This is a genomic window from Flintibacter sp. HCN-6482, assembly GCF_037892565.1.
GTDB classification, from domain to species: Bacteria; Bacillota; Clostridia; order Oscillospirales; family Oscillospiraceae; genus Lawsonibacter; species Lawsonibacter aceti.
Genome location: NZ_JBBKBK010000002.1, coordinates 526,364 through 539,418, shown reverse-complemented (window position 1 = coordinate 539,418; position 13,055 = coordinate 526,364). Strand labels below are relative to the sequence as shown.

14 protein-coding genes are annotated in these 13,055 nt (G+C 57.9%); 1 reads left to right on the top strand and 13 read right to left on the bottom strand.

Annotation, left to right across the window (positions count from 1 at the left end; genetic code table 11):
- Positions 1-25: 25 nt before the first annotated feature.
- The 8 genes from clpX to ylqF all read right to left on the bottom strand — a co-directional run bounded on the left by clpX (position 26) and on the right by ylqF (position 7,890).
- Positions 26-1,339, bottom strand: coding sequence for an ATP-dependent Clp protease ATP-binding subunit ClpX (clpX, locus tag WKS99_RS07590; RefSeq protein ID WP_147572242.1), 1,314 nt, complete (start codon positions 1,337-1,339; stop codon positions 26-28).
- A 59-nt stretch (positions 1,340-1,398) separates the two neighbouring features.
- Positions 1,399-1,980 (bottom strand): ATP-dependent Clp endopeptidase proteolytic subunit ClpP, encoded by a 582-nt coding sequence (clpP, locus tag WKS99_RS07585; protein WP_147572241.1) that lies wholly within the window; start codon positions 1,978-1,980, stop codon positions 1,399-1,401.
- A 209-nt stretch (positions 1,981-2,189) separates the two neighbouring features.
- Positions 2,190-3,584 carry a trigger factor gene (gene tig / locus WKS99_RS07580; protein ID WP_340405680.1) on the bottom strand — a complete coding sequence of 465 codons (1,395 nt, stop codon included), beginning with the start codon at positions 3,582-3,584 and terminating at the stop codon, positions 2,190-2,192.
- Positions 3,585-3,718: 134 nt separating this feature from the next.
- Positions 3,719-4,408, bottom strand: coding sequence for a metallophosphoesterase (locus tag WKS99_RS07575; protein ID WP_186852511.1), 690 nt, complete (start codon positions 4,406-4,408; stop codon positions 3,719-3,721).
- Positions 4,409-4,412: 4 nt separating this feature from the next.
- On the bottom strand, positions 4,413-5,897 hold the full coding sequence (gene thrC, locus WKS99_RS07570; protein WP_340405808.1) for a threonine synthase: 1,485 nt from the start codon (positions 5,895-5,897) through the stop codon (positions 4,413-4,415).
- Positions 5,898-6,037: 140 nt separating this feature from the next.
- A complete protein-coding gene (locus tag WKS99_RS07565; RefSeq protein WP_445297946.1) occupies positions 6,038-6,385 on the bottom strand; it encodes a YraN family protein in 348 nt (115 codons plus the stop codon).
- A 17-nt stretch (positions 6,386-6,402) separates the two neighbouring features.
- Positions 6,403-7,008, bottom strand: a complete 606-nt coding sequence (locus tag WKS99_RS07560; protein WP_186852509.1) for a ribonuclease HII — start codon at positions 7,006-7,008, stop codon at positions 6,403-6,405.
- A complete protein-coding gene (gene ylqF, locus WKS99_RS07555; protein WP_240287775.1) occupies positions 7,009-7,890 on the bottom strand; it encodes a ribosome biogenesis GTPase YlqF in 882 nt (293 codons plus the stop codon).
- Positions 7,891-7,996: 106 nt separating this feature from the next.
- On the opposite strand from ylqF, the gene WKS99_RS07550 reads away from it, so the two are divergent.
- Positions 7,997-8,761 carry a TraX family protein gene (locus WKS99_RS07550; protein ID WP_340405678.1) on the top strand — a complete coding sequence of 255 codons (765 nt, stop codon included), beginning with the start codon at positions 7,997-7,999 and terminating at the stop codon, positions 8,759-8,761.
- Between the two features lie 37 nt (positions 8,762-8,798).
- Here WKS99_RS07550 and rplS read toward each other — a convergent pair whose 3' ends face one another.
- The 5 genes from rplS to WKS99_RS07525 form a co-directional block, all read right to left on the bottom strand.
- Entirely contained in the window at positions 8,799-9,140 is a 342-nt protein-coding gene (gene rplS, locus WKS99_RS07545) for a 50S ribosomal protein L19 (RefSeq protein WP_147572234.1), read from the bottom strand.
- A gap of 153 nt (positions 9,141-9,293) precedes the next feature.
- The gene (locus WKS99_RS07540) at positions 9,294-10,946 is read right to left on the bottom strand and encodes a hypothetical protein (RefSeq protein ID WP_340405677.1); all 1,653 of its coding nucleotides are present in this window, start codon (positions 10,944-10,946) and stop codon (positions 9,294-9,296) included.
- Entirely contained in the window at positions 10,939-11,745 is an 807-nt protein-coding gene (locus tag WKS99_RS07535) for a Nif3-like dinuclear metal center hexameric protein (protein WP_340405676.1), read from the bottom strand. The genes WKS99_RS07540 and WKS99_RS07535 overlap by 8 nt, the downstream gene beginning before the upstream one ends.
- Complete coding sequence (locus tag WKS99_RS07530) at positions 11,724-12,431, bottom strand: tRNA (adenine(22)-N(1))-methyltransferase (protein WP_340405675.1); 708 nt, start codon at positions 12,429-12,431, stop codon at positions 11,724-11,726. The genes WKS99_RS07535 and WKS99_RS07530 overlap by 22 nt, the downstream gene beginning before the upstream one ends.
- Positions 12,428-13,021: a flavodoxin family protein gene (locus tag WKS99_RS07525; RefSeq protein WP_340405674.1), complete on the bottom strand. Its 594-nt coding sequence runs from the start codon at positions 13,019-13,021 to the stop codon at positions 12,428-12,430. Before WKS99_RS07525 ends, WKS99_RS07530 begins: the two co-directional genes overlap by 4 nt.
- Between the last annotated feature and the right edge of the window lie 34 nt (positions 13,022-13,055).

Below are 13,055 nucleotides of genomic sequence, written 5' to 3'. Positions count from 1 at the left end.
CCGCGGGGCATTCAAGATTTCTCTTTTATCCGGCGTTGGTGCCGGGGACACCGCCGCGCTCGGCCTTAAGCGCCGCTTTTCCCAGACGGGGACGGCGGCAGCGTTCCGGGTCATAGGTCAATTCAGCCGGAGCACCATCCTGCACGGTAGCGGCGGTAATGGTTACCTTCACGATAGTGGGGTCAGAGGGCACATCGTACATAACCTTGGTCATGATCTCCTCCAGCACCGCACGGAGGCCGCGAGCACCGATGCCCCGCTTTACTGCCACGTCGGCCACCGCCTCCAGGGCCTCCCGGCTGAAGTCCAGCTCCACCTGGTCGTATTCCAATAGCTTCTGGTACTGCTTGACCAGGGCATTTTTGGGCTCCGTCAAAATCTGGACCATCTGGTCCCGGTCCAGAGACTGAAGGGTAGTGATGACAGGCAGGCGGCCTACCAACTCCGGGATGATTCCGAATTTCAGCAGGTCGTGGGGCTGGACCTCGGCCATCAACTGGCCCACGTTGCGCTCCTTCCTGCTCTGGATCTCCGCCCCAAAGCCAAGGGTTCGCTTATCCAGGCGGTTCTCAATGATCTTGTCGATGCCGTCAAAGGCGCCACCGCAGATAAAGAGAATGTTCTTGGTATCAATCTGGATAAACTCCTGGTGGGGATGTTTCCGTCCGCCCTGTGGGGGGACATTAGCCACGGTACCCTCCAGAATCTTCAGCAGGGCCTGCTGCACCCCTTCGCCGGACACGTCCCTGGTAATAGACGTATTCTCGCTTTTGCGGGCGATCTTATCCATCTCGTCGATGTAGATGATGCCCCGCTCCGCCAGCTCGATGTCGTAGTCGGCCGCCTGAACCAGACGCAGCAGGATGTTCTCCACATCGTCACCCACATAGCCCGCCTCAGTCAGTGTGGTGGCGTCAGCGATGGCAAATGGGACCTTCAGCACTCGAGCCAGTGTCTGGGCAAACAGAGTCTTCCCGCAGCCGGTGGGACCCATGAGCAGAATATTGCTCTTTTGAAGCTCCACATCCTCCGCCCCGCCGAAGTAGATGCGTTTATAATGGTTATACACGGCCACAGAGAGGGCCACTTTGGCCTTCTCCTGTCCAATAATATACTGGTCCAGAACAGCGTGTATTTCCTTTGGGGTGGGGATTACATCGGGGATATCGCTGTCTAAGGCATCCTGGATGGGGTCGTTGTCCTCGTCCAGAATCCCCATACACAGTTGGACACACTCGTTGCAGATATAGGCCCCAGGCCCGGCAATGATCCGGCGGACCTGGTCCTGATGCTTTCCGCAGAAGGAACAGCGGATGCTTTTTTCATCATTTCGCGCCATTGGTACACCTCATAAACTCTATGGTGGGAAATCGGGGCTGACCCTGAGCGTTCTCCAGGTCAGCGCTTATCGATGACCTTATCGATCAGGCCATACTCCATGGCCTCCTGAGCGGTCATAAAGTTGTCCCGCTCACAGTCCGCGGTGACCACTTCAATGGGTTTGCCGGTATTCTCCGCCAGAATGCGGTTCATCCGGCTCTTGACTACCTCCAGCCGCTTCAGGTGGATGGCCATATCGGTGATCTGCCCTTGGGTCCCGGCGGAGGGCTGGTGGATCATGATCTCAGCGTTAGGCAGAGCCAGCCGCTTACCCTTGGCTCCAGCAGCCAGCAGGAAGGCGCCCATAGAGGCTGCCAGCCCCACGCAGATGGTGGACACATCGCACTTGATATACTGCATGGTGTCATAGATGGCCATTCCGGCGGTAACAGAGCCACCGGGGCTGTTGATATAGAACTGGATATCCTTATCCGGGTCCTGGGCCTCCAGATACAGCAGTTGAGCCACCACCAGGGAGGCTGTGGTGTCATTGACCTCCTCTGACAGCATGATAATACGGTCGTTGAGCAGGCGGGAGAAGATGTCATAGGACCGCTCGCCGCGGTTGGTCTGCTCTACTACATAAGGAACTAAACTCATAATCACATACTCCTTCTTTTGGGACGGTGATACCAGAGTATACCCGTCCAGCCGGAAAATGATTCCTCCGGCCCACCAGAGAAAAAGGGACGATCTCAGGAGCGGGCGGTGTGCCGCCCTGCTCCATGGCCTCACCGGCGCCTTGTTACTCCACGTCTGCAAAAATATGGACACGCCCGGAGCGGTTCCCCACCCCGGACGTGACAGCATCACTCAGCCTTGGGCTCCTCGGTCTTCTTTTTGCGGGCGCGCTTAGGCTTCTCCTCGGCAGGGGCTTCCTCAGCAGCTGCCTCGGCGGCCTCCGTCTTCTTGGCAGCAGCCTTCTTCTTGGCCTTTCCAGACTTGGCCTCAGCAATGACCAGACTGCTGGCCTTCTTCAGCCGCAGGTCCTTTTTCAGGTCCTCGGCGGGAACCGCTGCCTTCACCTGCTCAACCTTCAGGCCGTACTGTTCAGCCAGACGGCTGAACTCAGCCTCTAGCTCCTCCTCAGTGACCTCCAGCTTCTCGGCGTCGGCCACGGCGGTAAGGGCCAGCTCAGTCTGCACCTGCTTCAGGGCGGCGGGACGTGCGGAGGTGCGCAGCATCTCCGGGCTCATCCCCATCATCTTCATATAATCGTCCATGGAGATGCCCTGACCCTGGAGGCGCATGGCGTAGTCGTCCATCAGGCGGTCCACCTGGACCTCCACCATGCCGTCCGGGATCTCGCACTCCATATCCTCCACCAGCTGATCCATCACGGCGTTCTCAAAGTCAGCCTGAGCCTGCTGCTGGCGGCGCTGGGTGACCTTCTCCTTCAGGTCGGCCCGGAATGCCTCCAGCGTTTCAAACTCGGACACATCCTTGGCAAACTCATCATCAACGGCAGGGGCCTGGGACTCCTTGACCTCGTTGACCTTCACATGGAATACCACAGCCTTACCGGCCAGATCCGCGTGGTAGTCCTCCGGGAAGGTGATATCCAGGTCCTTCTCCTCGCCGGCCTTCATGCCGATAATCTGCTCCTCAAAGCCGGGAACAAAGGCGCCGGAGCCCAGCCTCAGGTCGTAGTTCTCGCCCTTGCCTCCCTCAAAGGGGGTGCCGTTGTCAAAGCCCTCAAAGTCGATGACGGCAGTGTCGCCCTTCTTGGCCTTGCGCTTGACGCTGACCAGGCGGGTCGCCCGCTCGACAAAGGGCTTCATCTCCTCGTCGACGTCCTTCTCGGTAATCTTGGGCTCCTCCTTAGGGGCAGTGATGCCCTTGTAAGTACCCAGCTTGACCTCGGGTCGGACAGAAACCAGAGCCTTGAAGGTAAAGCCCTCCTTACCCACCTCAACGATCTCCATCTTTGGATAGCCTACATCGTCCAGCCCCTGTTCCTTGACAGCCTCCTCATAAGCGGAGGGGTAGACGTCGTTGATAGCATCCTCATAGAATACGCCAGCGCCGTACATCCCCTCGATGATCTTGCGGGGGGCCTTGCCCTTGCGGAAGCCGGGGACGGAGATAGAGCCGCGGCTCTTTAGATAGGCCTTCTGAACGGCGGCCTCGAACTGGGCGGCGTCGATCTGGATGGTCAGCTCGACGGTGCTTTTCTCTTTCTTCTCAACACTGGTGACCTTCATTTGTTTACTTCCTCCTGTGGGCGCATCTCCATCCCAAAGGGGGAAAGAACAGCGCCTTTTTACTTTCGCCACGATATTTTACCAGATATCTCTCTGTTTGACCAGAGGATTTTTAAGAATTTTCCATGAATTTTTCAATCTTCCACCAACTTTTCCGGTCGAAACCCCAAATAATCCGCCGAAACCAAGTGGTACTCAATGCCGCCATGCTTTCCAGAGGCCGCCAGACGGTGGCTTCCGCCGTGGAGGTGGCCATAGTAGCAGCGGGTAACGCCATACCGCTCCATCAGGTCGATGATCTCCTGGCAGCGATAACCCTGATAGAGAGGGGGGTAGTGGAGAAAGCAGAATTTTTCCTTCTCCCCCCCGGCCTTCAGGGACGCCTCCAGCCGAATCAGCTCCCGGTTGAAAATCTTGGTGCCGTGCCCCTCCCTGTCCTCCTCATAAAACCATCCCCTGGTCCCGCACAGGGCGATGTCCCCATAGAAATGGCAGTTATTGTGGAGCAGATGGAAGGTGGTAAATCCATTTTCCTGGAAGAACCGCTCCATTTTGGCGGCGGTATTCCACCAGTAGTCGTGATTGCCCTTCATCAGCAGTTTCTTCCCAGGCAGGGCGTTTAGAAAAGCGAAGTCCTCCCTCGCCTCCTCCAATCCCATGGCCCAGGATAGGTCGCCGCACAAGACCACCGTGTCCTCCGGGCGGATCTGTGAGAAGCCCTCTTTCAACTTATCCACATACCCCGTCCAGCCCCCGCCAAAAACATCCATAGGCTTTCCGCTGGAGAGGGATAAATGGGTATCTCCAATGGCATACAGGGCCATGGGCTCACACCAGCATGGACAGCACCGCGTCCACCATATTCTCTTTCTCCACCGTCCTCGTAAAGCGAATTTCCTTGTTACGCAGAGAGGACAACGGAGCGGGAGCGGGCAGTCCGGTCTTGGCGGACAACTGGTCCAGAGCGTCCAGCCCCTGTGCCACTTCCGTCACTCCCAGGGCTCCCAGCACATTGTCGCAGAACTTGAAGGGACTGGCGGTGGACACCACCACACAGGGGGTATCATCTCCGCTCTCCTTCCGATACTGGTCCAGGGCAGAGAAGGCCACGGCGGTGTGTGGATCGATGAGATAATCGTGCTGACGGTACACCTCACCAATGACACGCTGCGTTTCCCGGTCATCACAGCAGTAACCTTGAAAGAGCTTCTGCAGCCGCTCCAGAATGGGCTTGCGAACCTCATACCGGCCGCTGGTGTTCAACTGCTCCATATATTGCTTGACCTCCTGGGTGTCCTGGGTCAGAGCAAACAGGAGACGCTCCAGGTTACTGGAGATCAGGATGTCCATGGAGGGGGACATAGTATTGTGAAATGGACGCTTGCGGTCGTACACGCCGGTACGGATGAAGTCAGTCAGGACGTTGTTGCTGTTGGAGGCGCAAATCAGTTTGCCGATGGGCACTCCCATCTCTTTGGCATAGTAGGCGGCCAGGATATTGCCAAAATTGCCGGTTGGCACGCAGACATTGATGGTCTGGCCCGGAGCAATCTTCTCATCCCGCATCAGGTCGCAGTAGGCGGAGATGTAGTAGACGATCTGGGGCAGAACACGGCCCCAGTTGATGGAGTTGGCGGAGGAGAAGAAAAATCCCCGGTCCGCTAGAGTTCTGCGCAGTTCCCCATCGGAAAACAGCCGCTTGACGCCGCTCTGAGCGTCATCAAAGTTGCCTCGCACCGCGGTCACCCCCACGTTATTCCCCTCCTGGGTGACCATCTGGAGCTCCTGTACCTGGGACACGCCGTCCCTTGGATAGAACACCATGATGCGGGTATGGGGTACATCCTTAAAGCCCTCCAGGGCTCCCTTGCCTGTATCGCCGGAGGTGGCCACCAGGATGCAGACAGTCTTTTCCTCCTCCCTCTTGGTCAAAGAGGCAGTGAGCAGGTGGGGCAGCATCTGGAGCGCCATATCTTTGAAGGCACAGGTAGGGCCATGCCACAGCTCCAGGCAGTGGGTATTCCCATCCAGAGAGCGCACAGGGGCGACTGCAGGGGTGTCAAACTTCTCCGGACCATAGGCGGCCGCCGCGAAGTCGGTCAGCTCCTTAACGGAGAACTCCTCCAGAAATTGCTTCATGATGTAAACCGCCCGGTGCTGGTAGGACATGGACTTTAAGTCCTCCAGGGCTTTACCGGGCAGCTTGGGGATGTAGAAGGGGGTCATCAGGCCCCCGTCTGGAGCCAACCCCTGGATAATGGCCTGGGAGGCCATATAAGAGGTACTTACATCTCTTGTGCTGACATATTGCATCTTGATCATTCCCATCTTGATTCACAAAGTCAAAAACGGTATTACCTGCCATCCGACAGGACCACTGTGCTCTATTATGACAGTTTCCCGGTCCCAGGTCAAGTTCTGAGGAAAGAAAAACCGAGAGAAATGTGGATGGCCTAAAAGGCGTTTTCCACTCTAGAAATCTGGGGGCCGCACGTTTCCGTCCCCTGAGGGGCATAGATCTCCACCACATCAAAACGGGGCTGGAGCTGTGTGGGGTTTTCGGCTAGGTAGAGCTGGGCGGCCAGACGCAGCTTCTCCTGCTTCCGGCTATCCACAAAGGCACCGGCACGAGCAAAGCTGCCACTCTTGCGCAGCTTTACCTCCACAAAACACAGGAAGTTCCCCTCCCGCGCGATCAGGTCTATCTCCCCTTGGCGGCATCTCCAGCCAGCGGCCAGGATCCGGCAGCCACGTTCCCGCAGCCATTGAGCCGCCAAGGCCTCCCCCCATCGGCCCAGCAATCTGCTCTCCTGTCCGCTCATAGGCTTTTCAAAAATGTGCGGCGGTGGATCGGACTGGGGCCATACCGCCGCAGCAGCTCATAGTGCAGCTTGGTACCATAGCCCTTGTGCTGGTCAAATCTGTATTGGGGATACCGCTCCGCCATCTCCAGCATGAAGCGGTCCCGGCTCACCTTGGCCAGCACAGAGGCGGCGGCGACAGAGGCCGACAGGCTGTCCCCCTTCACGATACAGCGGTGGGGCACGGTGATGGAGGAGGTCCGCCCCCTGTCCCGGTTGCCGTCGATCAACGCAAAGTCAGGGTGGACAGGCAGTCCATCGATGGCAAGCTGCATAGCCCTCATTCGGGCGCTTAGGATATCCGTAGCGTCGATCTCGGCGGCATCCACCCAGGCGACCGCGCAGGCCAGAGCCTGCTCCTGAATAAAGGGAAACAGGGACTCCCGCTTCTTTGCCGTCAATTTTTTTGAGTCGTCTAGCCCAGGGACATCCAGACCCAAAGGCAGGATAACGGCGGCGGCGTACACCGGCCCGGCCAGCGGTCCGGCCCCCGCCTCATCGCAGCCACAAACCAGCCCGTATCCAGCCGCCAGCGCCTCTCTCTCATAGGTATAGCGGTCCATTCACATTTCCCTTTCCGGCGCTTCCAGTGTGAAGCGTCCCAGCTTGCCAGCCCTGTATTCATCCAGAAGGACACGAGCCATCCGCTCGGTATCCAGCCCCCCCCCGGAAATCCGCATCCCCCGCTTCTGTGCGCAGGTCTCCAGCAGTCGGTAGCCATAGGCCACGTCATTTTCCTCCCCATCCCGCGGGGGCAGAGCGGCCAGCTTATAGCCGGCCATCAGGGCGTCGGGATAGCGGTGAGCCAGCAGGGTCATCAGATGACAGCCCAGGGTCTCTACATCCATGATATCGTCCTTCACCGCTCCAGTAAAGGCCAGATGGAGCCCGGTCTGTTCGTCGTCAAATTTGGGCCATAGGATCCCCGGAGTATCCAGAAGGTCCAGGGACTGATCCACATTAACCCACTGCTTGCCTCGGGTGACTCCAGGCCGATCACCCGCCTTGGCTGACTTTTTTTTCGCTACCTTGTTGATAAAGGTAGACTTGCCCACGTTGGGTACTCCGACCACCATAGCCCGGACTGGGCGACCCACTTGGCCCTTCTCCCGCCACTTGGCGATCTGCTCCTTCAGCGCCCCTTGCACGACCGCAGAAAACTGGTTGACGCCCCGGCCGGACTTGGCGTCTGTTTCCAGTACGCTGTACCCCTCTCCTTTGAAGCAAGCGGTCCACAGCCCAGTCATGGACGGGTCAGCCTGGTCCGCCCGGTTCAGGACAATCAGCCTGGGCTTCCCGGCGCAGATGGCGTCAATGTCCGGGTTTCGGCTAGACACCGGGATGCGGGCGTCGGTTATCTCTACCACAATATCAACATACTTCAGGTCAGCCTCGATCTGCCGACGGGTCTTGGTCATGTGACCAGGATACCATTGAATATTCATATGGGACACCTCCCAAAATTTCAGAAATTTGAAAGAAAGACAACCAAAAATTTGTAAGATTTCCATGTTATTCTCTTCCTCGAAACATATTCTGGAGGAAGATAATATGAGCTTTTTTACTCTTAAACTCGTGGCCCTGCTGTCCATGCTGTTCGACCATGTAACCAGTGTCTGGCCAGTATCCTGGTTTGTCTGGGACCTCTTTTTTCCCCACGCCACAGAAACGCCCCATATCGCGCTGGCTATACAGTCCCTTACGGATTATATCGGCCGCATCGCAGCCCCAGTGTTTCTGTTTTTCATTGCCAATGGCTACCGATACACCCATAGCGTCAAGCAGTATGCTCTGCGGCTGTTGGTCTTTGCCTGTTTGTCCGAGTGGCCTTATTACCTCTTATTTGGGATGCATGGGAACATCATATTCACACTTTTTTGGGGCCTAATCACCCTGTGGCTCTTTGAGCATGGTAATCGACTGCATCCTTGGCTGGGATGGACCTTGGCGGCGGCCGTCATTCTGGTAGCGGAGGTCCTGGCGCTGGCGGAGGGAACGGGCCGGTACCTCATCTTGATCCTTGCCTTTTATCTGACTGACCACTGGAGCGTAAGTCGAAAATTCCTGCTGTTCCTCTTTCTTCTGCCCGTGACCCGTTACGCTCTGACTTGGGATCTCCTCTCCCAAGCCGCCGCCGGTACATTGACCTGGCGCTGGATACACCTATGGGCGGTCAACACCATCGGTCCTCTCCTTGGAGTAGCTCTCACCTTCCGCTACAATGGCAAAAAAGGCCTCACCTTTCCGGTGGGTAAATATCTGTGGTATTTCTTCTACCCCGCCCACCTGCTAATTTTAGCGCTGATGGCCGGATAGAAAAAAGGAGCGGCACAAACCGCTCCTTTTTTGTGGATCACAGGGCCTCTTTGATCTTCGCAGCCTTGCCCACGCGGTTGCGCAGGTAGTACAGCTTGGCGCGGCGGACCTTACCGTGGCGGACCACCTCAATCTTCTCGACAGAGGGGGCGTGGACAGGAAATACCTTCTCCACACCGACGCCATAAGAGATACGGCGGACGGTAAAGCTCTCCTCGATGCCGCCGTGCTTCTTGGCGATGACGGTACCCTCGAACACCTGGATACGCTCACGGTTGCCCTCCTTGACCTTCAGGTGGACACGGACAGTGTCGCCGATGGCCACGACGGGGGGTTCAGCCTTCTTGTACTTCTCGGTAAAAGCCTGCATTAGATCCATATTACATTTCCTCCTGTTATATAGGCGTTCATGCCGGCTTTTCTGGCGCACACACGATTAGAGCGCCGCCGCAGAGGACCACCCGTTTTCAGACTAAGGAATCATATCACAATTTTCAGTGGATTGCAAGGACTTTTTCCCCTTTTTTACAAATCAGGACAGCTGTTCCGGCCGGAAAAAGTATCCGACACCGTCCTCCTCCCGCACCACACCCAGAAGCCGCCCCTCCTGGTCATAGATGGAGCACTCCGTCTCTCCCTCTTTCTCCAGCACCGCCGGTATCAGCTCCGCCCCGTCAAAGTAATAGAGGTGGTCAAAGGTATCCGGCCGGTTGGATGCCGCGTTCCACTGGCGGTACATGGGATCGGTGGGCAGAGGTGTGACATTCCAGGAGCGCGAACCGTCCAGACTGGTCATCAGGCCCTGAAAGGCCCAGGCGCTCTCGGTGCAGCCATGGATGTGCTCATGATAATAATAGGTCTGGTTTGACAGATATGTAGGCTCTACCGCCAAGATGCCGACCCGGCCGTTGTCCTCCGGCTCCAGATCCTGTTGCAGGGCCTGGACGGTCATCTGGCCAATATACTGGTCTGTTTCCCAGGTCTGGCGATAATCGTGGATATCAGCGGCCCCAGCCCAGCAGAATATCAGCGCGGCCAGGGTAGCCAGCACCGCCGGCCCCTGCTTGCGGCCGGGGAGCCTGAACCAGAGGGCCATTACCGCGGTATCGCACACCAGAGCCAGCCCAGCAAAGGAGGTGACGGCTCCACGGAATGAGAACCAGGGATTTGCCAGCACAAAAAAGATACTGATGGGCGCCAGGAAGAGAAGTACCCCTGCCACAATCGCAAGCCAGGGGGACAGTGTTCCCCGCCCCGCCTCCTTCTTTGGAAAGAGGCGCCAGCACAGCACAGCTAACGCCGCCGTGAGGAACGCCCAGAACAGCAGCTGTCCGGAGAGGATCCACTGGAAAACGCGGGCCAGTCCCTGAAACAGCGTGGCCCCCATCCCTTCCACAAAGACAGACCGCATCTGGTCCAACACCTCTGGCAAAAAGGTATCCCACCAGTAAGGGGTGTTGACCGTGACCATTTCCGTCCGTCCGCTGTACACCCCATCGGAGGCCAGCAGCGCAGTCATCTCCAGGTAAAGCTTCATGGCGGGCAGGCCCCACAGGGACAGGAGCGCCCGCTTCCACCTCCTCCAGTCCCGGATCACCTCTAAAATAGCCATGCCTACGATAAGAGCTACGGAAAAAACACCGGATTGCTCGTAAAACCCATAGGGCAGTAACTGGAGGAAAAGGAAAGACAACGCCCAATACCAACGTCCCGTGTCCATCCACCGCAAAAAGGCCTCCGCCGCCAGTACCGCCATCAGCAGGCCGCACACCACCCGAGTGGACGCGGACATCCAATAGGTCCCCTCCACACCCAAGGGCAGAAGGGTCATTACCACCAGAAAAAGAGGACCAATAGAAAAGTACCGGCTCAACTGCCGTTTGAGCAGTACAGCGCTCACAGCCAGCGCAAGGGAGATCATCGCTACACCCAGGATCATATAGTCGTACATAGAGCCCCAGATAAAGTAGTCCGCCAGCCCCGCCAGCGGTCGTGAGGCCAGGAGCCCCATCGATGTCTGGAGCTCCCAGAAACTTTCAGACAGAGCGTAGTTGTGGTACTGGATGTAGTCGTCCAGCTGGGGCCAGTACTGGACGCCAAAAGCACAGGCCCTGGCCATCAGGAGAAGGAAGATCGCCAGCACTTCTTTCCCCATCTCATGGCGAGCGGACCGCATGTCAGACATTCCCATAGACCTCCCTGTGTCCGCTGGACAGCCGGACCTCCATGTGTGGGAACCGCTTCTCTAGGAACTGGACCAGTTGGGGACAGACCACCTGCTCCGTGGCGTAGTGGCCCGCGTCCATCAGATTGATCCCCAGAGCCTTCGCCTCTAAAAACACATCATATTTTACATCGGCGGTCACAAAAGTGTCGCACCCCGCAGCTAGGACTTCTGACAGCATGGACCCGCAGGAGCCTCCGCCCACCGCCACCTTATTCACCGGCACTCCACCATCCACATAGCGGACTGACGCGGCACCCAGTCGTTCCTTTACAAAAGCGGCGTACTGGCACGCATCCAGCCCCTCCTGATGGGCCCGGCCCACCCTGCCGATCCCGTAAGGCCGACCCTGACAGTCTGTTCCGTCCTGGTGGAGCATCGCTGTGTCCACCAACGCCAGCCTGTGGGCCAGCACGTCGTTGACTCCCCCCTGGGCCGCGTCCAAATTGGTGTGGGCGCAGATGGCGGCGATACCCAGCTCTGCCAGCCGAAGCAGGGTCCGTCCCAAAGGTGAGGCGTCCGTAATCGTTTTTACCGGATGGAAGATGACTGGATGGTGGGACACGACCAACTGTGCGCCCCATAGCCCGGACTCCTCCACCACTTGTTCCGTGATGTCCAGCGCTACAAGGACACGGCTCACTGGCCGCTCCCCCCTGCCCACCAAAAAGCCGGCGTTGTCAAAGTCCATCTGTGTTTCAAAGGGCGCCCAGCTGTCCAGGGCCCGGTAGACCTCCATCACATCTGCCACTCTTGCCACTCCCTTTTCATCTCCAGCAGTCCCGTCCGGACCCGCTCCAGTTCTACACGCCGGTGGGCCGCCCGGTCCTCCCTGGCCTGTCCCATCCCAGACAGGGCCCTCTCTACCCGCTTCAGCCACTGGTCCAGCCACTTCCCCCGCAAGGGATGGGGGCTGTTCCTCCCCACCCAGCGTTCAGCGTCAGTCATGGGACCCATCTCGCCCGCCCTGACTGCCATAGCTGTATAAAGTGTATCTCCTTCACAGGAAAGCTCCTCCGCCTCAATCCGGTAGCCGTGGGTCCCCAGCCACCCCCTCAGGTCCGCCATAGACGACATGGGCTGAAGGACCAATAGGGTCCCCATGTCCCGTGTCCAGGGAGCAGCGGCCAGGATGGCGGCAATCGTTTCTCCCCCCATCCCCGCGATGGCTACAGCGTCCGCCTCTCTCGGCGAGATTTCCGCCAGACCGTCACACAGGCAGAACTTGACTTTTCCCTCCAAGCCGAATTCCTCTACGGTAGCTCTGGCCCGATTCAAGGGACCGGGTCGCAGGTCAGCGGCGATGGCCCCTCTGATCTTTCCCTCCAGCAGAAGAACGGCGGGCAGGTAGGCGTGGTCTGTGCCCACGTCAACCAGAACGACATCTCTGGGGAGCAAATCAGCCACCATCCGCAGCCGCGGTGTCAATTGAAGCGTTCTGCTCATACTTCCTCCATCCGGATGGATAAGTAGATGGCCTGGGCAAAGTCTCGGACTCCAGACTCCTTTTCCTCATCCATGAAAGGCACAGATTTCCCCAGGTCCCGGCGGCAGAACATCCCCAGATACTCCGCCTTCCCGTGCTTGCACCAGCGGCGCAGGCCCTCCTCCCAGAGGTCGGCCCCCCGATCCGGCCGGTATCCGCAGGTAACGATGGAGGCCACCCGTTTGCCGTTCAGCAGGGCTGCCCCTTTCGTCCTACCATAGTTCTTATTGCCCGCGTAGATGGCCCGGTCCAACAGAGCCTTCATAGGCGCGGTGCAGAAAAAGGCATAGACAGGGGTCGCCAGCACGATCACGTCGCAGTCCTCCATCTCCTGAAATATCTGGGCAAAATCGTCCTTCTGAACACAGCCCAGACTGTCAGGTACATCCTGGCAGGCCATACAGCCCAGGCAGGGCCCTACCTTTTTATCATACAGGTGGATACACTGGGTCTGTATGCCCAGGAAACGGCACTCCTCCAGAAAGGGCGCCAACAAAGCAGCGGTGTTGCCCTGGGGCCTGGGGCTACCCATCAATATGGTAAATTTCATCTCTGTTCCCCCTGACCAGAAAAAAACGGGGACG

Excerpts from the sequence above, each read along its gene's own strand:
- clpX (WP_147572242.1), bottom strand. The coding sequence starts at position 1,339 with ATGGCGCGAAATGATGAAAAAAGCATCCGCTGTTCCTTCTGCGGAAAG.
- clpP (WP_147572241.1), bottom strand. The coding sequence starts at position 1,980 with ATGAGTTTAGTTCCTTATGTAGTAGAGCAGACCAACCGCGGCGAGCGG.
- tig (WP_340405680.1), bottom strand. The coding sequence starts at position 3,584 with ATGAAGGTCACCAGTGTTGAGAAGAAAGAGAAAAGCACCGTCGAGCTG.
- WKS99_RS07575 (WP_186852511.1), bottom strand. The coding sequence starts at position 4,408 with ATGGCCCTGTATGCCATTGGAGATACCCATTTATCCCTCTCCAGCGGA.
- thrC (WP_340405808.1), bottom strand. The coding sequence starts at position 5,897 with ATGCAATATGTCAGCACAAGAGATGTAAGTACCTCTTATATGGCCTCC.
- WKS99_RS07560 (WP_186852509.1), bottom strand. The coding sequence starts at position 7,008 with ATGGACCGCTATACCTATGAGAGAGAGGCGCTGGCGGCTGGATACGGG.
- ylqF (WP_240287775.1), bottom strand. The coding sequence starts at position 7,890 with ATGAATATTCAATGGTATCCTGGTCACATGACCAAGACCCGTCGGCAG.
- WKS99_RS07550 (WP_340405678.1), top strand. The coding sequence starts at position 7,997 with ATGAGCTTTTTTACTCTTAAACTCGTGGCCCTGCTGTCCATGCTGTTC.
- rplS (WP_147572234.1), bottom strand. The coding sequence starts at position 9,140 with ATGGATCTAATGCAGGCTTTTACCGAGAAGTACAAGAAGGCTGAACCC.
- WKS99_RS07540 (WP_340405677.1), bottom strand. The coding sequence starts at position 10,946 with ATGTCTGACATGCGGTCCGCTCGCCATGAGATGGGGAAAGAAGTGCTG.
- WKS99_RS07530 (WP_340405675.1), bottom strand. The coding sequence starts at position 12,431 with ATGAGCAGAACGCTTCAATTGACACCGCGGCTGCGGATGGTGGCTGAT.
- WKS99_RS07525 (WP_340405674.1), bottom strand. The coding sequence starts at position 13,021 with ATGAAATTTACCATATTGATGGGTAGCCCCAGGCCCCAGGGCAACACC.